Source organism: Streptomyces sp. cg40 (assembly GCF_050320165.1).
GTDB classification, from domain to species: Bacteria; Actinomycetota; Actinomycetes; order Streptomycetales; family Streptomycetaceae; genus Streptomyces; species Streptomyces hokutonensis.
This window is the reverse complement of record NZ_CP190128.1, coordinates 7,751,915-7,772,754: the sequence shown is the minus strand read 5'-3', so window position 1 is coordinate 7,772,754 and position 20,840 is coordinate 7,751,915. Positions and strand designations below refer to the sequence as shown.

The window sequence follows — 20,840 nt, the reverse complement described above, 5'->3', positions numbered from 1 at the left end:
GCGGTGCCCAACCAGGGTGCTGGCCTGCGCGAATGTGCGTCAACTCCCGGCTGACGCAGGGGCGGTGGGAACACTTACGTCGAAGTGCCGGGCTCCGGAAGCTGCTTTCATGAGAGCGGTGAGCGTACGCGCCTTCGCCGCGCCCTTGTCGCCGCTTCCCCAGGAGACGGTCCGGCCGCCGCTCAACTCCAGCGAGATGTCGTCGTAGGAACGGACCTTGACGACCTGTGTGTCCCGCGCGACCGCGGCCGGAATGTCACCCGTGACGCGCACCGCCTCGCGGACGAGTCGGTCCTCGCCGAAACGGCGCAGGCCGACGGCGGAGGAAGCTGTGGGAGAGAGCGCCAATTCGAGGGTGGGGATGGACTTCGGCGGCGTGGAAACGGTGGCGAATCGGACGCCCTCGTCGTCCACTTCGATGAAGTTTCCGCCCTTTTTCACCACCAGTACCGGGCTGCGTTCGGTCACTTTCAGCCCGATTCCATGAGGCCAGGAACGGACTACGTCAACAGTGTCAATTCGGGGCAATTTCTTACGAAGTCGGGCTTCGATCGCATCGGTGTCGACGGAAATGAGCGGTCCGCCGACCGGAACTCCGGCGGCTTCGCGCACCTGCTCCGGCGTCAGAACCTTCGTCCCGGAGACCGACACCTTCTCCACCCGCAGCCACTGCGAGCCGTAGAGCAGCCAGACCGCGGCGGCGCCCAACAGGACTGCGGCGAGGGCGAGTACGACAATCAGACGAAGGCGTCGCGGCCCCAGGCGCCGGACAAGGGGCGGGCCGGACGACCCCTGTTGGCGTTCACCGCGTTCGGCGGTCGTCGGTCCGGCCACGATCCCCTGCCTCTCTCACATCTGGCTAGCGGTGCCGCGAGGCGATCGCCTCGTACACCATGCCGACGAGCAGGTCGTCGGCGTCCCGGCGGCCGAACTCGCTTGCCGCGCGCGACATCTCGTACAGCCGGTGCGGATCGGCGAGCACGGGCAGGACGTTGCCCTGGACCCACTCGGGCGTCAGTTCCGCGTCGTCGACCAGGAGTCCGCCGCCGGCCTTGACCACCGGCTGGGCGTTCAGCCGCTGTTCGCCGTTGCCGATGGGCAGCGGGACGTAGGCGGCCGGGAGTCCGACGGCGGAGAGTTCGGCGACGGTCATCGCGCCCGCGCGGCAGAGCATCATGTCGGCCGCGGCGTACGCGAGGTCCATCCGGTCCACGTACGGTACCGGGATGTAGGGGGGCATCCCCGGCATCTGGTGCACCTGCGGCAGTTCGTTCTTCGGGCCGACCGCGTGCAGGATCTGGATTCCGGCCTGTTGGAGGTACGGCGCGACCCGCTCGACCACCTCGTTGAGGTGCCGGGCGCCCTGCGAGCCGCCGGAGACCAGCAGCGTCGGCAGGTTCGGGTCGAGGCCGAACGCGGCCCGGGCCTGGGGCCGTACGGCCGCGCGGTCCAGGGTGGCGATGGAGCGGCGCAGCGGGATGCCGATGTAGCGGGCGTCCCGCAGCTTGCTGTCGGGCGTCGAGACGGCGACCCTGGCCGCGTAGCGCGAGCCGATCTTGTTGGCCAACCCGGGCCTGGCGTTGGCCTCGTGGATCACGATCGGCACCCCGAGGCGCTTGGCCGCGAGATAGCCGGGCAGCGCCACATAGCCGCCGAAGCCGACGACCGCGTCCGCCTTGGTGCGCTCCAGGATCTGCTCGGCGGCCTTGATCGTGCCGCGCAGCCGGCCCGGCACGGTGATCAGTTCCGGGGTGGGCTTGCGGGGCAGCGGTACGGCGGGGATCAGCGCGAGTTCGTAGCCCCGCTCGGGTACGAGGCGGGTCTCAAGGCCGCGTTCCGTACCCAGGGCCGTGATCCCCACGGTGGGGTCCTGCCTGCGCAGGGCGTCCGCGAGGGCGAGCGCGGGCTCGATGTGGCCGGCGGTCCCCCCACCGGCGAGTACGACATGCACCGAAATTCACCGCTCTCCGGACGAACGCGCCGCCGAGGCACGCCGTCTCATCGTGTTCCATCTGCGGGGACTCCGACCGGAACCGGGTCCCCTGGCCCCCCGCTTTCTACCAAAGCGGGGTTGCCGCATCGCAAGCGCCGCCCGCGCAGCGGGGTCGTCGCGCGCGAAGGCGATCAGCAACCCGATGGCGAACATGGTCGGCAGCAGGGCGGAACCCCCGTAGGAGAACAGCGGGAGCGGGACGCCGGCGATCGGCAGCAGGCCGAGCACCGCACCGATGTTGATCACCGCCTGAGCGGTGATCCAGGTGGTCACACCTCCCGCGGCATACCTCACGAAGGGGTCCTCCGTGCGTCCGGCCACGCGGATACCCGCATAGCCTAGAGCCGCGAAGAGAGCGAGGACCGACAGCGTGCCCGCCAGGCCCAGTTCCTCACCGGTGACGGCGAAGATGAAGTCGGTGTGGGCTTCGGGGAGTTGACCCCATTTCTCCACACTCGCGCCGAGCCCGGAGCCGAAGATCCCGCCCGACGCCAGCGCGTAGATCCCGTGCACGGCCTGCCAGCAGTCGGCGACCCCGGTCTTGGGCTCGGTGGCGCCGATGCAGGCGAGCCGGGCCATGCGGTTGGGGCTGGTCTTGATGAGGATCACACCGATCACGCCCGCGATCGACAGCACGCCGGCGAAGAGCCGGGTCGGCGCACCGGCCAGCCACAGCAGGCCGAACAGGATCGCGGTGAGGATGATCGCCGTGCCCATGTCGCCGCCGAGCATGATCAGTCCGAGCAGCATGAACGCGACCGGCACCAGCGGCACCAGCATGTGCTTCCACTGGGACAGCATCGCCTTGTCCTGCTTGCGGGCGAGCAGATCGGCGCCCCACAGGACGAGGGCCAGCTTGCCGAACTCGCTGGGCTGGATCTGGAAGGAGCCGCCGAGCGAGATCCAGTTGCGGTTGCCGTTGACCGACATCCCTATCCCCGGCAGCTGCACCAGCGCCATCATGAAGACGGCGCCCGCGAGGATCGGATAGGCCAGCGCCCGGTGCAACTTGACCGGCATCCGCGAGGCGGCCAGCGCCAGCACCCCGCCGATACAGGCGGCGAGGAACTGTTTGCGGAAGAAATACGAGCCGGGCAGCGACAGTTGGAGCGCGGTGATCTGGGAGGCCGAGTAGACCATCACCAGACCCAGCACGGTGATCAGCACGCTGCCGCCGGCGATCAGGTAGTAGGCGGTCAGCGGCCGGTCCCAGGCCCGGCGCGCGTTGGCGTACAGCCGTCGTAGGGGGTTGTCCCGTACGGTCCGTGCGGCGGCGGGACGTCTGGGGGGCCGCTGCTGCACGGGCGGCCGGCCGGTACGGCTACTGGGCATCAGCGCCTCCGCTCACGTCGGTCAGGCGCCGAGTTCGCGAACCGCCTGGGCGAACGCGTCACCGCGCTTGTTGTAGTTGGCGAACATGTCCATGGAGGCGCAGGCCGGGGCGAGCAGCACCGTGTCGCCGGCGGCGGCGAGCCGCTGTGCCTCCTGGACAGCCGCGAGCATCGCCCCAGTGTCGGTCCGGGCGAGGTCGACGACGGGTACTTCCGGCGCGTGTCGCGCCAGGGCTTCCCGGATGAGCGCACGATCGGCGCCGATCAGCACCACGCCCCGAAGTCGCTTTGCCGACTTGGCCACGAGTTCGTCGAAGGTGGCACCCTTGGCGAGTCCGCCCGCGATCCACACGATCGACTCGTAGGCCGCCAACGAGGCTTCCGCCGCATGGGTGTTGGTGGCCTTGGAGTCGTCGATGTACGCGACGCCGTCCACATCGGCCACGTGCGCGATGCGGTGCGCGTCGGGCGTGAAGGCCCGCAGCCCGTCCCGTACGGCCTTGGCGGGCACCCCGAAGGCGCGCGCGAGGGCAGCGGCGGCAAGGGCGTTGGCGATGTTGTGCGGGGCCGGCGGATTGACGTCCGAGATCTCCGCCAGCTCCTGCGCGTTGCGCTGCCGGTCCTCGACGAAGGCGCGGTCTACCAGGATGCCGTCCACGACGCCGAGTTGGGACGGCCCGGGGCTGCCCAGCGTGAACCCGATCGCCCGGCAGCCCTCCTCGACATCGGCCTCGCGGACCAGGTCCTCGGTGGCCTTGTCGGCGACGTTGTAGACGCAGGCGACCCGATTGCCTTCGTAGATACGGCCCTTGTCGGCGGCGTACGCCTCCATCGAGCCGTGCCAGTCGAGGTGATCGGGCGCCAGGTTCAGAACGGCGGCGGAGTGGGCGCGGACTGAAGGTGCCCAGTGGAGCTGATAGCTCGACAGTTCGACGGCGAGGACGTCGTATTCCTCGTCCCCGAGTACGGCGTCCAGGACCGAGACGCCGATGTTGCCGACCGCCGCCGTGCGCAGGCCGCCCGCCTTCAGGATGGAGGCGAGCATCTGGACGGTGGTGGTCTTGCCGTTGGTGCCGGTGACGGCCAGCCAGGGGGCCGCCTCGGGGCCGCGCAGGCGCCAGGCCAGCTCCACGTCGCCCCAGACCGGCACGCCCGCCTCACGGGCCGCCGTGAACAGCGGCTTGTCGGGCTGCCAGCCGGGGGTGGTGACGATCAGTTCGGTGCCCTCGGGCAGGGTCGCTCCGTCGCCGAGGCGCACGGTGATGCCGAGCGTCTCCAGGTCGGCCGCCTGGGCCCGGGAGCGCTCGTCGTCGCCGTCGTTGACGACCGTGACGAGCGCGCCGAGGCCGTGCAGGACCTTGGCCGCCGGGATCCCGGAGACGCCGAGTCCGGCGACGGTGACGTGCTTGCCCTCCCAGGAGAGCCCCTGCCCATCGGTCACTTTTCCGCTGCCCATCCCGCGTAGAAGAGGCCCAGGCCGACGATCACGCAGATGCCCTGGATGATCCAGAAGCGGACCACCACGAGCACTTCGGACCAGCCCTTGAGTTCGAAGTGGTGCTGGAGCGGGGCCATGCGGAAGACCCGCTTGCCGGTGAGCTTGAAGGAGCCGACCTGGATGACCACCGACATGGTGATGAGGACGAAGAGGCCGCCCATGATGGCGACGAGCAGCTCGGTGCGGGAGAGGATCGCCAGACCGGTGAGGACACCGCCGAGGGCCAGCGAACCGGTGTCCCCCATGAAGATCTTGGCCGGCGAGGTGTTCCACCACAGGAAGCCCAGGCAGGCCCCCATCAGCGCGGAGGCGATGACCGCGAGGTCGAGCGGATCGCGCACCTCGTAGCAGGCGTTCGGGTTGGTCAGGGTCTGCGCGTTGGCGCAGGACTCCTGGAACTGCCAGACGCCGATGAACGTGTAGGCGCCGAAGACCAGCACCGAGGCGCCGGTGGCCAGGCCGTCCAGACCGTCCGTCAGGTTCACGCCGTTCGACATCGCGAGGATCATGAACAGCGCCCAGATCACGAACAGGATCGGGCCGATCTTCCAGCCGAAGTCCGTGATGAACGACAGCTTCGTGGAGGCCGGGGTGTTGCCGCGGGCGTCCTGGAACTGAAGGGCGAGCACCGCGAAGCTGATGCCGACGATCAGCTGGCCGGCCATCTTCGCCTTGGCCCGCAGGCCCAGCGAACGCCGCTTGACGATCTTGATGTAGTCGTCGAGGAAGCCGACCAGGCCCATGCCGACCATCAGACCGAGCACCAGCAGACCCGAATAGGTCGGCGCGTAACCGGTGATGACCTTGGACAGGAAGTACGCGGCGACCGTCGCGAAGATGAAGGCGATGCCGCCCATCGTCGGCGTACCGCGCTTGCTGGCGTGCTCGCGCGGGCCGTCGTCGCGGATGTACTGGCCGTAGCCCTTGCGGGCCAGCAGCTTGATCAGCAGCGGGGTGCCCACCAGGGTCAGGAACAGGCCGATGACTCCTGAGAACAGGATCTGCTTCATCATCGGACGGCAACCCCACCCTCGGTACCGGCCTCGACGAGCGCCTGCGCCACGCTCTCCAGACCGACCGACCGGGACGCCTTCACGAGAACGACGTCTCCCGGGCGCAACTCGCTGCGCAACAGGTCGACCGCCGCCTGTGCGTCGGACACGTGCACCGACTCCTCACCCCACGAACCCTCGTTATATGCGCCCAGTTGCAGCCAGGACGCTTCCCTGCCCCCGACCGCGACGAGCTTGCCGACATTGAGCCGGACGGCCAGCCGTCCGACCGCGTCGTGCTCGGCGAGCGCCTCGTCCCCGAGCTCGGCCATCTTGCCGAGCACCGCCCAGGTCCGCCGCCCCTTGCCCATGGCCGCGAGCGCGCGCAAGGCGGCTCGCATGGACTCGGGGTTCGCGTTGTAGGCGTCGTTGACGATGGTCACGCCGTCCGGTCGCTCGGTGACCTCCATCCGCCAGCGGGAGAGGGAGCCCGCCTCGGAGAGCGCGGTGGCGATCTCGTCTGCGGACATGCCCAGCTCATGGGCGACGGCGGCCGCGGCGAGCGCGTTCGACACGTGGTGCTCACCGTACAGGCGCATGGTCACTTCGCTGCACCCGGAGGGTGTGTGAAGGCTGAAGGCGGGCTGTCCGCTGTCCGTGAGTCTCACGTTCTCGGCCCGTACGTCCGCTTCGCCGGACTCTCCGAAAAGGATCACCTTCGCCTTCGTACGGGACGCCATGGCCCGTACGAGCGGATCGTCGGCGTTGAGGACCGCGACACCGCCGTCCTCAACCGAAGGGAGCGCTTCTACGAGTTCGCCCTTTGCCTGCGCGATCTGCTCCCGGCCGCCGAACTCGCCGATGTGGGCGGTGCCGACGTTGAGGACGAGGCCGATCTGCGGGGGCGTCAGGTCCGCGAGGTAGCGGATGTGACCGATCCCGCGGGCGCCCATCTCCAGGACGAGGAACCTCGTCTCGTCGGTGGCGCTCAGCGCGGTCAGCGGCAGCCCGATCTCATTGTTCAACGATCCCGGTGTGAACACCGTGGGCGCCTTGCGCGAGAGCACCTGGGCGATGAGGTCCTTGGTGCTGGTCTTGCCCGCCGAGCCGGTGAGGGCGACGAGGGTAGCGCCGAGCCGTCGTACGACATGGCGGGCGAGGGCGCCCAGGGCGCTCTGGACGTCGTCCACGACGATCGCGGGCACGCCGACCGGGCGGGACGCCAGGAGGGCCACCGCGCCCGCCTCGACGACTGCGTCCGCGAAGTCGTGGCCGTCGACGCGCTCGCCGACGAAGGCGACGAAGAGGCTGCCTGGTTGCACTTCCCTGGAGTCGCGGACCACCGGGCCGGTGACCTGGACGGACGGATCCGGTATGTCGTGCGTCTGCCCGCCGACGACTGCTGCGATCTCGGCGAGGGAGAGGGCGATCACAAGTTCATCCCTGGGTCTTCTTGATGGCTTCGCGAAGCACCTGGCGGTCGTCGAAGGGACGGACCACTCCGGCGATGTCCTGGCCCTGCTCGTGGCCCTTGCCCGCTACCAGCACGGTGTCCCCCGGCCGTGCGCGGGCGACGGCGGCGGCGATGGCGGCGGCCCGGTCCTCGAAGACCTCGACCTCGCCGCGCTCGTGCGCCGGCACGGAGGCCGCACCCCGGAGCATCGCCGCGAGGATCGCGAGGGGGTCCTCGGAGCGGGGGTTGTCCGACGTCAGGACGGCGGTGTCGGCGAGCCGGGCGGCGGCGGCGCCCATCGGCTCGCGCTTGGTCCTGTCCCGGTCCCCGCCGCAGCCGAGCACGACGTGCACCTTGCCCTCGGTGACCTTGCGCAGCGCGCGCAGGACCGATTCGACGGCGTCCGTCTTGTGGGCGTAGTCGACGACCGCGAGATACGGCTGTCCGGCGTCCACGCGCTCCAGGCGCCCCGGTACGCCCGGCACGGCGGCGATGCCGTCGGCGGCGAGCTGCGGGTCGAGGCCCGCGGTGGCCAGGGCGGCGATCGCGGCGAGAGTGTTGGCCACGTTGAAGGAGCCGGCCAGCGGCGAACGAGCGGTGATCAGCTCGCCCTTGGGGCCGACCGCGGTGAACGCCGAGTCCATCGGGCCGACCTGGACGTCCTCGGCGCGCCAGTCGGCGTCCGGGTGGCCCTCGGCGGAGTAGGTGGTCACGGGGACCGTGGCCTCGGCGGCGAGCCTGCGGCCGTACTCGTCGTCGAGGTTGACCACTCCCTGCCTGCTGCGCAGCGGGGTGAAAAGCTGCGCCTTGGCCCGGAAGTAGTCCTCCATGCCGGAGTGGAACTCCATGTGCTCCGGGCTGAGGTTGGTGAAGACCGCGACGTCGAAGACGCAGGCGTCGACCCGGCCGAGGACCAGCGCGTGGCTGGAGACCTCCATGGCGACCGCGTCGACCCCGCGCTCGCGCATGACCGCGAACAGGGCCTGGAGATCGGTGGCTTCGGGGGTCGTGCGCTCGGACTTGATGCGCTCGTCGCCGATGCGGGTCTCGACCGTACCGATCAGACCGGTCGACCGGACCGTTTTCAGCCCGCCCTCTACGAGGTAGGCGGTGGTCGTCTTCCCGGAGGTGCCGGTGATACCGATCTGGAGGAGGTCGCGGCCGGGGTGGCCGTAGATGGTGGCCGCCAGCTCGCCCATCCGCCCGCGCGGATCGGCCACGACCAGTACCGGCAGGCCGGTCGCGGTCGCGCGCTCGGCGCCCGCCGGGTCCGTGAGGACCGCCACGGCGCCGAGACCGGCCGCCTGGGTCACGAAGTCGGCGCCGTGCACACGGGCGCCGGGCAGGGCGGCGTACAGGTCGCCGGGGCGGACGGCGCGCGAGTCATGGGTGATACCCGTGACCTCGGCGGTCGACACCGGCTCGGCGGTGCCCAGTTGGTCGGCGAGTTCCGCGAGGGGTGTGGCGGAGAGCTGCGCCGGCCTGGGCGGCCCCGGGTATGTCACGGATGCGCCCTTCTGGGGTGGTTGGGACTGATCGGCGGTTGGCACGGCGGTGAGCGTACCGGGCGCACCGGCCGAGGGGCGAAGCGAGGGGCGGGGCTCGCCCTGGTTCCCGGAGTGGGAAGTGATCATGGTCACGGATCGGTTCCTGGCTGTTGCGCTGATCAGGGAGTGAAGGTCACGGGCAGGTTCGCGGCCTTCGCCCCGGTGGGCGGGACCTGGAGGGTCTTGAGGGCGAACTCCATCACCTGCTTGTAGATCGGTCCGCAGATCTGACCGCCGAAGTAGCTTCCGCTGGTGGCGTTCTGGATCGCGCAGTAGACGGTGATGCGGGGGTTGTCGGCGGGCGCGAACCCGGCGAACGACGAGGTGTAGCCCTTGTACTTGCCGGTGGCCGGATCCACGCGGTTGGCGGTACCGGTCTTGCCCGCGACCCGGTACCCCGGAATCGCGGCCTTACCACCGGTGCCCTGCTCGTCGTCCACCACGGACTCCAGCATCTGGGCGAGAGTCTTCGCCGTCTTCGCGCTGATGACCCGGGTCTTCTTGGGCGTGGCGGCCGGTGTGAAGCGGCCGTCGGGGCCCTTCGTGCCGCGCACCAGGGTGGGTTCGACGCGGACTCCGCCGTTGGCGACCGTCGAGTAGACGGAGGCCGCCTGGAGCGCGTTGAGGGACATGCCCTGGCCGAAAGGAATCGTGTACTGCTGCGAGGTCGACCACTTGTCGGGCGTCGCGAGGATGCCCTTGGTCTCGCCGGGGAAGTCGAGCCCGCTGTAGGTGCCGATGCCGAACTTGTGCAGATACGAGTACAGGACCTGGTTGGCCTGTGCCTGCGTCTTGCCGAGCTGGCCGGCCGCCTCGATGGTGCCGATGTTGCTGGACTTGGCGAGGACGCCGTTGAGCGTGAGGTTCCAGGTCGCGTGGTCGACGTCGTCCTGGAAGAGCCGGTCGCCGCGGTGCAGCCGGTTCGGCACGACGACGTGCGTCAGCGGGGTGGCCACGTTCTCCTGGAGTACGGCGGCCATCGTCATGACCTTGGCGGTGGAACCGGGCTCGTAGGCGTCCTGGAGGGCCGCGTTGCCCAGGGAGGCCGCGTTGGCCTGCGCGAGGTCGTTCGGGTCGAAGCCGGGCGCGTTGGCCATGGCGAGGATCTCTCCGGTGCGGGTGTCCTGCACTATCACGTACCCGCGGTCCGCCTTGGACTTCTTCACCTGCTCGGTGATGGCGTTCTGCGCGGCCCACTGGATGTCGCGGTCGATGGTCAGCTCGACGTCGGAACCGGGCACCGCGGGTGTCTCCGTGGAGCCCGCGGTGGGCACCTGGAGGCCTCCGGACTGGGCGTATCGGACCTTGCCGTCCTTGCCGGTCAGGTCCTTGTTCAGCTGCTGCTCGACCCCGCCGCCGCCCTTGCCGTCGGCGTTGACCCAGCCCAGTATCCCGGCGGCCAGATCTCCGTTCGGGTACACGCGCTTGGTGGTGGGGACGGCGAGGACACCGGCAAGGACGTTGACCGTGGTCGGGTCGGTTCCGGACTTGGTGGTGAGCGCGCTCTTCAGGTCCTTGATCTGCTTCCAGACCTGCGGGGTCTGCCGGTTGGCGAGCACCACGTAGCGCAGGTTCTTGTTCGCCGGCCTGAGCTTCTTGACGATCGAGGCCTGGTCCACGCCGAGGATCGGGGCGAGGAGGGCGGCCGCCTGCTCCGGCCCGTCGTCGATCTTGAGCTGCTTGCGGGTGAAGAGCGTCGGGTCGGCGGTGATCGTGTACGCGTCCACGCTGGTCGCCAGGGCCACCCCGGAGCGGTCGGTGATCTCACCGCGCTCGGCGGCCAGGACGTAGTCGACGTACCGGTTCTGCGCGGCCTTGGCGGCGTACGCGCTCGCGTCGACGGCCTGTACCTGGAGCAGCCGTACGACGAACGCGATCAGGACGAGGGTCAGCGCGAGGCTGATCATCCGCAGCCGGGGGCGGGGGCTGCCGAGCCGGAGGGAGCGCGGGCCTCCCGGGCGGGCGGCGGGCGGGGCCGGTGCGGGGCGGCGGGCCGGGCGGGCGCCGGGCCCGGGGCGGCGCCGGGCATCGGGCCGTTCGGGCCTGGCCGGTCCGGGCACTCGGCGGCGCGGCGGTTCCCTGTCGGACACTTCCGTCACCTGCCGGGTGTAGTCGGGGTGGAGGACTGAACTGCCGTGGACCGCACGGGCGGTACGGACCGGGCCGGGGTGGGGGTCGGGCCGGCCACGGGTGCCGCCGCGCCGGGCGCGGGGGTCGGGCTCGGGCTCGGCCTGCTGATGAGCGCCTCGGGGGCGAGCACCACCGGTGTGTCCGCGGAGGTCTTCTCGGCGGCGGCCTGCTCCGGGACACCCTTCACGGTGCCGTTCGGGTCGAGGAAGGCGGGGTCTCCCCCGGGCACCATGCCGAGTTCGTGTGCGCGGCGCTGGAGGGCGTCGGGGGCGGAGTAGGCGTCGACGTCCCGCTGGAGGGCCTGTTCCTCGTCGGTGAGGCTCTTGGTCTGCTTCTGGAGGTCGTCCAGCTTGAACTGCCCTTCGCTGAGCGCGGAGTTCAGCACGAGCAGGCCGATCAGGCCGCCGCCGAGGAGGAGCACGACAAGGAGGACGAACGGGGTACGGGCCGCCTGTCCCGGGCCGGTCGGAAAGAGCCGCGCGAGCCGGGCGGCCCTGCCCCTCAGTTCGGGTTTCCTACTCACTCACGCACCCCGCGCTCACTTGGTACGTACTCACCCGATGTCCTCCCTGATGCGCTCGGCCCCCCGCAGCCGCGCGGGTGCCGCCCGCCGGTTCTCGGCGACCTCTTCCTCGGTGGGAAGTTCGGCACCGCGCGTCAGGAGCTTGAGCCGGGGCTGGTACTGCTCGGGCACCACCGGCAGTCCAGGAGGCGCGGTATTGGCGGCGCCGGCCGCGAACACCTGCTTCACCAGGCGGTCTTCGAGCGAGTGGTACGACAGGACGGCGATCCGGCCGCCCACGGCAAGGGACTTCACGGCGGCTGGAATCGCCCTCTCCAGGACGGACAGTTCGCCGTTGACCTCGATGCGCAGCGCCTGGAAGGTGCGCTTGGCCGGGTTGCCGCCGGTGCGCTTGGCGGCCTGGGGCAGCGAGTCGCGGATCAGCTCGACGAGCCGCGCGCTGTTGCTGAACGGCTCCTTGTCGCGTTCCCGTACGACCGCGGAGACGATCCGCTTGGCCTGCTTCTCCTCGCCGTACGCCCGCAGGATGCGGACGAGTTCGCCCGCCGGGTAGGTGTTGAGGACCTCGGCGGCGCTGATGCCGGTCGTCTGGTCCATGCGCATGTCCAGGGGCGCGTCCTGGGCGTAGGCGAAGCCTCGGTCGGCCTCGTCCAGCTGCATGGAGGAGACGCCGAGGTCGAAGAGGACGCCCTCCACGCGCGCGAGGCCGAGCCGCTCCAGTACCTCGGGCAGCTCGTCGTAGACGGCGTGCACGAGGGTGGCGCGCTCCCCGAAGGGGGCGAGGCGTTCACCGGAGAGGCGCAGGGCCTCCTTGTCGCGGTCGAGGGCGACGAGGCGGGCCTCGGGGAAGCGGGCGAGCAGTGCCTCGCTGTGCCCGCCGAGGCCGAGGGTGCAGTCGACGACGACCGCTCCCGGCCGCTCCAGGGCGGGTGCCAACAGGTCCAGGCACCGCTGGAGCATCACCGGGACGTGTCGACTGTTGCTCAAGGGGCCCTCTCAGGTCCGGCGGGCCCGTACGCACCGCCGGGTCCCCGCCCGCTCAGGAAGGGGAAGGCCTGCCGGCGCCGGAAGCGTCAGCCGACCGGGAGCGGGAGGAGGCCGAGCCGTACGTACGCGCCGCGCACGTGGGGAGAATCCGGAAGGTCGCCGGGGTCTCCGGGAAAAGTCCAGCAGGGAGGCCTCGCCTCCCGCTTCGCGCAACTTTAGTCCACGCTGTCTCACGGTCAATCAACCGGCCTGCGCGTCGCGGGCCGGGGCGCGTGCGAAGCCTCAAAACGGGAAGAACCACCCACGCGGGTGCACCCCCGCCACCCGTGTGGGTTACCTCACAAGAGGACACGATGACGCTCTTTTTCCCATCTCACACCAAGACCGCACCGCCGGTGACCAGTACCGTCATAGGTATGACGACCTCCGCATCCGTACCCACAGAGTCCGAAGGCGCCATAGCCCACGGCGGAACCGTGACGGACCGCCTTGTCGACGCCAACGCCCAGTACGCCGCCGCGTTCACCGACCCCGGGATGGACGCCCACCCCGTCCTCCAGGTGGCCGTCGTGGCCTGTATGGACGCCCGTCTCGACCTGCACAAGGCGCTCGGCCTCCAGCTCGGCGACTGCCACACCATCCGCAACGCGGGCGGTGTGGTCACCGACGACGTCATCCGCTCCCTCACCATCAGCCAGCGGGCGCTCGGCACCCGCAGCGTCGTGCTCATCCACCACACCGGCTGCGGCCTGGAGTCCCTCACCGAGGAGTTCCGGCACGACCTGGAGATGGAGGTCGGCCAGCGCCCCGCCTGGGCGGTGGAGGCCTTCCGGGACGTGGAGCAGGACGTACGGCAGTCCATGCAGCGCGTGCGGACCTCGCCGTTCCTGCTGCACACTGATGATGTGCGCGGCTTCGTGTTCGACGTGAAGTCGGGTCTGCTCCGCGAGATCGACCCCGCCTGACACACCCGCCCGCCCCGAAACTTTCGAAAAGTTCGCCCCTCGGACCGCCCAAAAGGTCGTAAGACCCGACAAAGCGAAGGCAGTTGTCCACAGGCGAGTGACACGAACCGGTAACGGCAACAAGAATGCGGGTGTGGCGTCACGCGGAACTTTTCCCGCGTGCCGTCCGTGTTTCGGGGTGGGCCGGTCCGCCGTATGCGCGTCGGCCCATGGAAAGAACGGGCCGAGGAGGGCCGGGTGACGACCTATGACGATCGAGCGAGCCTTACAGATCTGACCGCCACTGTGGAGCGAGTCCGCAGTTCGGTGGAAGGAGTGATCGAGGGCAAGCCCGAGGTCGTACGGCTTTCGCTGACCGTGCTGCTCGCCGAGGGACATCTCCTGATCGAGGACGTTCCGGGCGTGGGCAAGACAATGCTGGCCAAGGCGCTGGCGCGGTCGATCGACTGTTCGGTGCGGCGAATCCAGTTCACGCCGGACCTGCTGCCCTCGGACATCACCGGTGTGTCCATCTGGGACCAGCAGCGGCAGGACTTCGAGTTCAAACCGGGCGCCATCTTCGCGCAGATCGTGATCGGCGACGAGATCAACCGCGCCTCGCCGAAGACGCAGTCCGCGCTCCTGGAGTCGATGGAGGAGCGACAGGTCACCAGCGACGGCCAGACCTACGAGCTGCCCAGCCCCTTCATGGTGGTGGCCACGCAGAACCCGGTCGAGATGGAGGGCACCTATCCGCTGCCCGAGGCCCAGCGCGACCGCTTCATGGCCCGGGTCTCCATCGGCTATCCCAGCGCGGAGGCCGAGTTGCAGATGCTGGACATCCACGGCGGGGTGAGCCCGCTGGACGACCTCCAGCCCGTGGCCCACGCGCACGACATCGTGAAGCTGGTCGAGGCGGTCCGCGGCGTCCATGTCGCCGACGCGGTGCGCAGATACGCGGTGGACCTGGTCTCCGCCACCCGCACCCACCCCGACCTCAGACTCGGCGCCTCCCCGCGCGCGACGCTGCACCTGCTGCGCGCGGCGAAGGCGTCCGCCGCCCTGAGCGGCCGCGAGTACGCGCTGCCGGACGACATCCAGGCGCTCGCGGTCGCGGTCCTGGCCCACCGCCTGCTGCCCACCGCCCAGGCGCAGCTGAACCGCCGTACGGCGGAGCAGGTCGTCCAGGAGATCCTCCAGCGCACCCCCGTGCCCGCGGCGCCGCCGCAGCAGAGCAGCTTCGGCATGGGCCGCGGCCCGGCGTCCTACGGCGAACAGCCGCCCCGGAGGCTGTGATGGCCGCCGGGGGGCCGGGGATCCCGGAGCCCGAGCGGGACGAGAAGGGCGGTGTCCGTACGGCCCTGGCGGGGCTGACCACCCGCGGTCGCTCGTTCCTGGCCGCCGGCATCGCGGCGGCCGTCTGCGCGTACGTCCTGGGGCAGGGCGATCTGCTCCGGGTCGGACTGCTGCTGGCCGTGCTGCCCCTGGTCTGCGCGACCGTGCTCTACCGCACCCGGTACCGGGTCGCCGGCAGCCGCCGGCTCTCCCCCGCGCGCGTGCCCGCCGGCAGCGAGGCCCGCGTCCATCTGCGCATGGACAACGTCTCGCGGCTGCCCACGGGCCTGCTGATGCTCCAGGACCGGGTGCCGTACGTGCTCGGCCCGCGCCCCAGGTTCGTCCTGGACCGGGTGGAGGCGGGCGGTCGGCGCGAGGTGTCCTACCGGGTCCGCTCCGACCTGCGCGGCCGCTATCCCCTGGGACCGCTTCAGCTGCGGCTGACGGACCCGTTCGGGATGTGCGAACTGACCCGCTCCTTCTCGACGTTCGACACCCTGACCGTGATCCCGCGCGTGGAGGCCCTGCCCCCGGTCCGCCTCAGCGGCGAGGCCAAGGGGTACGGCGACGGACGCAACCGCTCGCTGGCCCTGGCCGGCGAGGACGACGTGATCCCGCGCGGCTACCGCTACGGCGACGACCTGCGCCGCGTGCACTGGCGCTCCACCGCCCGCTACGGCGAGCTGATGGTGCGCCGCGAGGAGCAGCCGCAGCGCGCCCGCTGCACGGTGCTCCTCGACACCCGGGGCATCGCCTTCGCGGGCCAGGGCCCCGACTCGGCCTTCGAGTGGGCCGTCTCGGGCGCCGCCTCCGTCCTGGTGCACATGCTGGAACGGGGCTTCTCCGTACGGCTGTTGACCGACACCGGCAACTCGGTGCCCGGCGAGGGCGCCGACGGGTTCGCGGGCGCGAGCCAGGAGTCGGCGGACGCGGCCGGGCTGATGATGGACACCCTCGCGGTGATCGACCACTCGGACGGCGCCGGCCTGTCCCGGGCCTACGACCTCCTGCGCGGCGGAAACGAAGGGTTGCTGGTGGCCTTCTTCGGCGACCTCGACGAGGAGCAGGCGGCGATCGTCGCCCGGATGCGGCAGCGCAGCGGGGGCGCCCTCGCCTTCGTGCTGGACAGCGGAGGCTGGGTGCGCGAGCCGACCGACGTACCCGGACCGGAGAACGAGCAGGAGGAGCGGCTGCGGATGCTGCGCGACGCGGGCTGGACCGCCCTGGGTGTGCCGCGCGGCGCGTCCCTGAACGAGCTGTGGCGCCAGGCCGACCAGGAGCGCAACGGCATCACCGCGGCCGGTCTCGGGGAGGGATGGGGATGAGCGGGCGGGCACGACTGGCGCTCTGCGCCTGGGCGGCGACGATGCTGGCGTCCACCGCGCTGATCCCCCTGGTCTCCCCGGCGATCTGGATCTTCCAGGCCGGGTTCATGCTGGCGGTCCAGGCCGGGGTGGGCGCGGCGACCCGGCGGGTCCCGCTGGCCCGGCCGCTGACCGTCGCGGCGCAGGCCCTGGTCACGCTGCTGATGCTGACCCTGGTCTTCGCGCGGGCGCAGGCCTTCGCCGGGATCGTCCCGGGCCCCGAGGCCTTCCGGCACTTCGCCGACCTGCTCCAGCAGGGCTCGGACGACGTCTCCCGGTACGCGATCCCGGCACCGCTGCACGACGGCATCCGGCTGATGATCATCGGCGGTGTGCTGGTGATCGGCCTCGCGGTGGACACGCTCGCGGTCACCTTCCGCAGCGCGGCCCCGGCCGGGCTGCCGCTGCTCGCCCTGTACTCGGTGGCCGCCGGGCTGTCGAACAGCGGCTACGACTGGCTGTGGTTCCTGTTCGCGGCGGCGGGCTATCTGATGCTGCTGCTGTCCGAAGGCCGGGACCGGCTCGCCCAGTGGGGCCGCGTCTTCGGCGGGGCACCACGCACCGCGCCGGGCTCGGACGCCTCCGGGCCGCTCGCCCCGGTCCGCACCGGGCGGCGGATCGGCGCGGTCGCGCTGGCCGTCGCCCTGCTGCCGCTGCCCACGATCTCGGGCGGTCTGCTGGACGCCGCCGGGACCGGTGTCGGCGCGGGCACCGGAGGCGGCGGCACGATCTCCGCGGTCAACCCGCTGGTCTCGCTGCGGGACAGCCTGAACGTGGACGAGAACCGCCAGGTCCTGTCCCTGCGCACCAACTCGAACGACCTCTCGGACATGTATCTGCGGATCGTGTCCCTGGACGACTTCGACGGCATCACGTGGAAGCCGTCGCAGCGCCACATCGAAGGCGTGCCGGACAAGTTCCCCACGCCGACCGGTCTCGGCGGCGACGTCAAGCGCGCGACGATCACGACCCGGATCTCGGCCGCGGACTGGTACGCCCAGGACTGGCTGCCGATGCCGTACCCGCCCAGCGGCGTGAACATCGACGGCAGCTGGCGCTACGAGCCGGTGGGCATGACGGTCGTGGGCGACCACGGCCAGAACACACGGGGGGTGACCTACACGGTCACCAGCCTGGACGTGGAGCCGACCGCGGAGCAGTTGGCCACCGCGCCGGCCCCGTCCAAGGCCCTGGAGACCCAGTACACCAAGGTGCCGGACTCGCTGCCCGCGGTGGTGGCCCAGACCGCCCGCCGGGTCACCGCGGGCTCGGCCAACGCGTACGAGCAGGCGGTCAAGCTCCAGGACTACTTCGCGGTGACCGGCGGCTTCCAGTACGACACCCAGGTGGACGTCGGTACCGGCCGCAACGCGATAGCGAAGTTCCTCAAGGACAAGCAGGGCTTCTGCGTCCACTTCTCCTTCGCGATGGCGGCGATGGCCCGCACCCTGGGCATCCCGGCCCGGGTCGCGGTGGGCTTCGCGCCGGGCACCCCGGAGGCCAACCAGACGGTGTCGGTGGGCCTGAAGGACGCGCACGCCTGGCCCGAGCTGTACTTCGAGGGCATCGGCTGGACCCGCTTCGAGCCGACCCCCAACCGGGGCTCGGTGCCGTCGTACACCCAGTCGACCACCCCCGGCAGCGACATCCCGGACCCGGCCAATTCCTCGGCCGCGACGAGCGCGGCGCCCTCGGCCGCCCCCTCGGCGAGCGAGAGCTGCACGGCCCAGCTGAAGAAGATCGAGGGCTGTGACAGCCAGGCCCCGGCGCTCGCCGCGGGCGACGACGGCAGGGGCCCGTGGTGGTACGTGCGGGCGTCGCTGCTGGGCCTGGGCGCGCTGCTGCTGCTGACGATCCCGTTCTCGCCGATGCTCTGGCGGACCCGGACGCGCTCGGTACGGCTGGGCGCGCACGGCCGTACGGCGGCGGACGCGGCCCTGCACACGCTGGCCGTGTGGGAGGAACTGACCGACACGGCCTGGGACTTCGGGATCTCGCCGGACGACTCGCTGACCCCGCGCAAGGCCGCCGACCGGATCGTGCGGCTCGGGCATCTCGATCCGCCGACCGCCGCCTCGGTGCACCGGGTGGCGGACGCCGTGGAACAGGTCCTCTACGCCCCCAGGCCGCAGCCGGCGGCGGGGCTCGCGCAGGACGTGCGCCGGGTGGTCGTCGGTTTCCAGGACACGGCGAGCCGCTCCACGCGACTGCGCGCGGTGGTCGCCCCGCGCTCGACCGTCCGGGTGGCGTGGGAGCTGTCGGCCTGGTGGGCGTCCGTGACGGCGCGGGCGGCGGCGATCCGGCCGACCCTGCGCAAGCCGTCGGGACAGCAGGGCTGATGCCCTGGCCCCTCCGCCGCCCGGGTGGAGGAGGGGCCAGAACACGAGTGAGGGGGTGACCACCGAACCGGTGGTCACCCCCTCACTCGTGTTCTGGGGTGCCTCGCGTCGGGCGGAGCCGGGCCGCCGTTACTGGCCCTGCTGCTCGTCGCGGCGGCGCTGCCAGCGCTGCTCGATACGATCCATGACCGAGCGCCGCTGCCGTCCCTGGCGGCGGGCGTGCGGAGCGCCCGCGGCGGGCTGTTCGCCAGGCTTGGGAGCCTTGCGCCAGCCGGTCACGGCGAGTACCGCACAGCCCAGCATGACGAGGAATCCCACCACGCTGACCCAAATCTGCTTTGCGACCATTCCTGCCATGAGGAGCGCAATACCTACAAGGAAGCCGGCCACCGCCTGGTAGACCCGTCGCCGGGTGTACGTGCGCAGCCCGCTTCCCTCAAGCGCTGTCGCGAACTTGGGATCTTCGGCGTACAGCGCTCGCTCCATCTGCTCGAGCATTCGCTGCTCGTGCTCCGAGAGCGGCACGGAGTCCTCCTCATCGTGCAGTCGCCGGGGCGACCCGGGGGGTCCCTTCAGGATAGGCAGGGAATCGCCCCCGTGAAACCCGCCCCTCTACGCCAATTGACCAACCGGAATCCGCCATGGCCGTTCCGGCTCGCTGAAGCTTCCATTCCCCAGCGGCCGTCCCGTCATGCCGGGCGGTCTCCCTCGATCATACGGCGCCGGGCCCGCGATCGGGGGGCCTGTGGCGTACTCCATGTGCGGCCGAGCCCCTGATCAGGGCTCCGTCACGGGAGGCCACTCACGCCTCGCCGGCACCCCGCGTCTCGCCGAGCACATGAAGCTGGGTGGCCACGGAGTGGTACGCCGGGAGCTCGGCCGCCGCGGCCTCCAGCTTCAGCAGCGCGTCCAGGGCGCCGGGCTCGGTGTCCACGAGTACACCGGGGACCAGGTCGGCGAAGACCCGCACCCCGTGCACGGCGCCGACGTCGAGGCCCGCGCCCTCGACGAACGCGGTGAGCTGCTCGGCGGTGAAGCGGTGCGGGACGGGATCGGCGGCGCCCCAGCGGCCGTTCGGGTCGGCGAGGGCCTGGCGGGCCTCCGTGAAGTGGCCGGCGAGGGCGCGCGCGAGGACGGCACCGCCGAGTCCGGCGGCGAGCAGGCTGAGGACGCCCTCGGGGCGCAGCGCGGCCACCACCGTGCGGACGCCCTCTGCGGGGTCCTCGACGTACTCCAGGACTCCGTGGCACAGCACCGCGTCGTAGCCGCCGCGCTCGACCACGTCGAAGAGGCCGTGCGCGTCGCCCTGGACGCCCCGCACGCGGTCGGCGACACCGGCCTCGGCGGCGCGGCGCTCCAGCGCGAACAGCGCGTTCGGACTGGGGTCGACGACGGTGACGCGGTGGCCGAGGCGGGCGACGGGCACCGCGAAGTTGCCGCTGCCGCCTCCGGTGTCGAGGACGTCCAGCGCGTCCCGACCCGTGGCCTTGACCCGGCGGTCGAGGGCGTCCTGAAGAACGTCCCAGACCACGGCGGTACGGAGGGAGGCGCGGGGGCGGCTCGGGTCCGACACGGCAGTTGACTCCTCGGCGCGGCACCGCCTGTGCACGGCGGAGCGAACGGGCTGCCTCCCCGGTCCCGGTGCGGGTGGAGGGAGGGCTTCAGGCGCCCTCCACCCTATTGCCTCCGGTGCCGTACCCGGTGATGTGTCTCGCGCGGCGGACCCCCGCCCGCTCAGCCGGCGCGGTCCCCCGGCCGCTCCGGGTCCTGGCGTGGCTGGGGCAGGACCGGCTGGAGGACGAGCATCCGCTCCACCAGGCGCAGGAACATCGCCACGTCGCGTATGAGGTCGTCGGCGTCCCGGCGGGTCGCCGCGCCCTGGATGCCCGCCTCGGCCCGGGCGCGGCGCCGGGCACCGGAGGCGAACAGGGCGCTCCACTCGGTCAGTTCGGGTGCTATCTCGGGGAGTACTTCCCAGGCGCTGCGGATGCGGGCCCGGCGCCGGCCCGTGGGCTCCGGCTGGACCCGCGCGGCGAGGACCGCGGCGGCGGTGCGCAGGGCGGCGAGGTGGGCCGTCGCGTAACGCTCGTTCGGCGTTTCGAGGACGGCCGCCTCGTCCAGTCCGGCGCGGGCCTGGGCGAGGAGGTCGAGGGCGGCGGGCGGGGCCGTGGCCCGGCGGAGCACGGGGTGTACGTCGCTCGCCGGGCCGGTCAGTGAGGGGGCAGGGCCGGGGGCGCGGCGCCGACGGGCGGCGGCTGCGGACGAGTTGGCCATGACGAACCTCCTGTCGTCTGTGTGACGGCACTGATGCCGTATGTGCCCATCGTGGGGTATGGCACTGACAATCCGTTCTGACCTGCGCTTTTGCTTCGATCGAAGGTTCGCGTTAGTTTTTGCACTGACC

17 protein-coding genes are annotated in these 20,840 nt (G+C 71.2%); 4 read left to right on the top strand and 13 right to left on the bottom strand.

Features of this window, described 5'->3' with window-relative positions:
- Positions 1-39: 39 nt before the first annotated feature.
- From ACQHII_RS35000 to rsmH, 10 genes are all read right to left on the bottom strand, one after another.
- A complete protein-coding gene (locus ACQHII_RS35000) occupies positions 40-834 on the bottom strand; it encodes a cell division protein FtsQ/DivIB (RefSeq protein WP_427923018.1) in 795 nt (264 codons plus the stop codon).
- 25 nt (positions 835-859) lie between these two features.
- A complete protein-coding gene (murG, locus tag ACQHII_RS34995; RefSeq protein ID WP_427923017.1) occupies positions 860-1,951 on the bottom strand; it encodes an undecaprenyldiphospho-muramoylpentapeptide beta-N-acetylglucosaminyltransferase in 1,092 nt (363 codons plus the stop codon).
- 6 nt (positions 1,952-1,957) lie between these two features.
- Positions 1,958-3,325 (bottom strand): putative lipid II flippase FtsW, encoded by a 1,368-nt coding sequence (ftsW, locus tag ACQHII_RS34990; RefSeq protein WP_427923016.1) that lies wholly within the window; start codon positions 3,323-3,325, stop codon positions 1,958-1,960.
- Between the two features lie 21 nt (positions 3,326-3,346).
- The gene (murD, locus tag ACQHII_RS34985) at positions 3,347-4,780 is read right to left on the bottom strand and encodes a UDP-N-acetylmuramoyl-L-alanine--D-glutamate ligase (RefSeq protein WP_427923015.1); all 1,434 of its coding nucleotides are present in this window, start codon (positions 4,778-4,780) and stop codon (positions 3,347-3,349) included.
- The gene (gene mraY, locus ACQHII_RS34980) at positions 4,762-5,835 is read right to left on the bottom strand and encodes a phospho-N-acetylmuramoyl-pentapeptide-transferase (RefSeq protein ID WP_019067757.1); all 1,074 of its coding nucleotides are present in this window, start codon (positions 5,833-5,835) and stop codon (positions 4,762-4,764) included. The genes murD and mraY overlap by 19 nt, the downstream gene beginning before the upstream one ends.
- Positions 5,832-7,247 (bottom strand): UDP-N-acetylmuramoyl-tripeptide--D-alanyl-D-alanine ligase, encoded by a 1,416-nt coding sequence (locus ACQHII_RS34975; RefSeq protein WP_427923014.1) that lies wholly within the window; start codon positions 7,245-7,247, stop codon positions 5,832-5,834. The genes mraY and ACQHII_RS34975 overlap by 4 nt, the downstream gene beginning before the upstream one ends.
- A gap of 4 nt (positions 7,248-7,251) precedes the next feature.
- Positions 7,252-8,772 (bottom strand): UDP-N-acetylmuramoyl-L-alanyl-D-glutamate--2,6-diaminopimelate ligase, encoded by a 1,521-nt coding sequence (locus tag ACQHII_RS34970; RefSeq protein ID WP_427925478.1) that lies wholly within the window; start codon positions 8,770-8,772, stop codon positions 7,252-7,254.
- 161 nt (positions 8,773-8,933) lie between these two features.
- On the bottom strand, positions 8,934-10,904 hold the full coding sequence (locus ACQHII_RS34965) for a peptidoglycan D,D-transpeptidase FtsI family protein (protein WP_427923013.1): 1,971 nt from the start codon (positions 10,902-10,904) through the stop codon (positions 8,934-8,936).
- A gap of 5 nt (positions 10,905-10,909) precedes the next feature.
- Entirely contained in the window at positions 10,910-11,467 is a 558-nt protein-coding gene (locus ACQHII_RS34960) for a hypothetical protein (protein ID WP_427923012.1), read from the bottom strand.
- A 30-nt stretch (positions 11,468-11,497) separates the two neighbouring features.
- On the bottom strand, positions 11,498-12,454 hold the full coding sequence (rsmH, locus tag ACQHII_RS34955; RefSeq protein ID WP_078532411.1) for a 16S rRNA (cytosine(1402)-N(4))-methyltransferase RsmH: 957 nt from the start codon (positions 12,452-12,454) through the stop codon (positions 11,498-11,500).
- Positions 12,455-12,870: 416 nt separating this feature from the next.
- Here rsmH and ACQHII_RS34950 point away from each other — a divergent pair, with 416 nt between their 5' ends.
- The 4 genes from ACQHII_RS34950 (at position 12,871) to ACQHII_RS34935 (ending at position 18,436) form a co-directional block, all read left to right on the top strand.
- On the top strand, positions 12,871-13,419 hold the full coding sequence (locus tag ACQHII_RS34950) for a beta-class carbonic anhydrase (RefSeq protein WP_019067763.1): 549 nt from the start codon (positions 12,871-12,873) through the stop codon (positions 13,417-13,419).
- 237 nt (positions 13,420-13,656) lie between these two features.
- A complete protein-coding gene (locus ACQHII_RS34945; protein ID WP_427923011.1) occupies positions 13,657-14,694 on the top strand; it encodes an AAA family ATPase in 1,038 nt (345 codons plus the stop codon).
- Entirely contained in the window at positions 14,694-16,058 is a 1,365-nt protein-coding gene (locus tag ACQHII_RS34940; protein WP_427923010.1) for a DUF58 domain-containing protein, read from the top strand. The genes ACQHII_RS34945 and ACQHII_RS34940 overlap by 1 nt, the downstream gene beginning before the upstream one ends.
- The gene (locus ACQHII_RS34935; protein WP_427923009.1) at positions 16,055-18,436 is read left to right on the top strand and encodes a transglutaminase TgpA family protein; all 2,382 of its coding nucleotides are present in this window, start codon (positions 16,055-16,057) and stop codon (positions 18,434-18,436) included. The genes ACQHII_RS34940 and ACQHII_RS34935 overlap by 4 nt, the downstream gene beginning before the upstream one ends.
- 129 nt (positions 18,437-18,565) lie before the next feature.
- On the opposite strand, the gene ACQHII_RS34930 is transcribed toward ACQHII_RS34935, so the two are convergent.
- The 3 genes from ACQHII_RS34930 to ACQHII_RS34920 all read right to left on the bottom strand — a co-directional run bounded on the left by ACQHII_RS34930 (position 18,566) and on the right by ACQHII_RS34920 (position 20,710).
- On the bottom strand, positions 18,566-18,961 hold the full coding sequence (locus ACQHII_RS34930; RefSeq protein WP_019067767.1) for a DUF3040 domain-containing protein: 396 nt from the start codon (positions 18,959-18,961) through the stop codon (positions 18,566-18,568).
- A gap of 277 nt (positions 18,962-19,238) precedes the next feature.
- Positions 19,239-20,009: a methyltransferase gene (locus tag ACQHII_RS34925; RefSeq protein WP_403654957.1), complete on the bottom strand. Its 771-nt coding sequence runs from the start codon at positions 20,007-20,009 to the stop codon at positions 19,239-19,241.
- A gap of 161 nt (positions 20,010-20,170) precedes the next feature.
- Complete coding sequence (locus ACQHII_RS34920; RefSeq protein WP_427923008.1) at positions 20,171-20,710, bottom strand: SAV_6107 family HEPN domain-containing protein; 540 nt, start codon at positions 20,708-20,710, stop codon at positions 20,171-20,173.
- Positions 20,711-20,840: the final 130 nt, after the last annotated feature.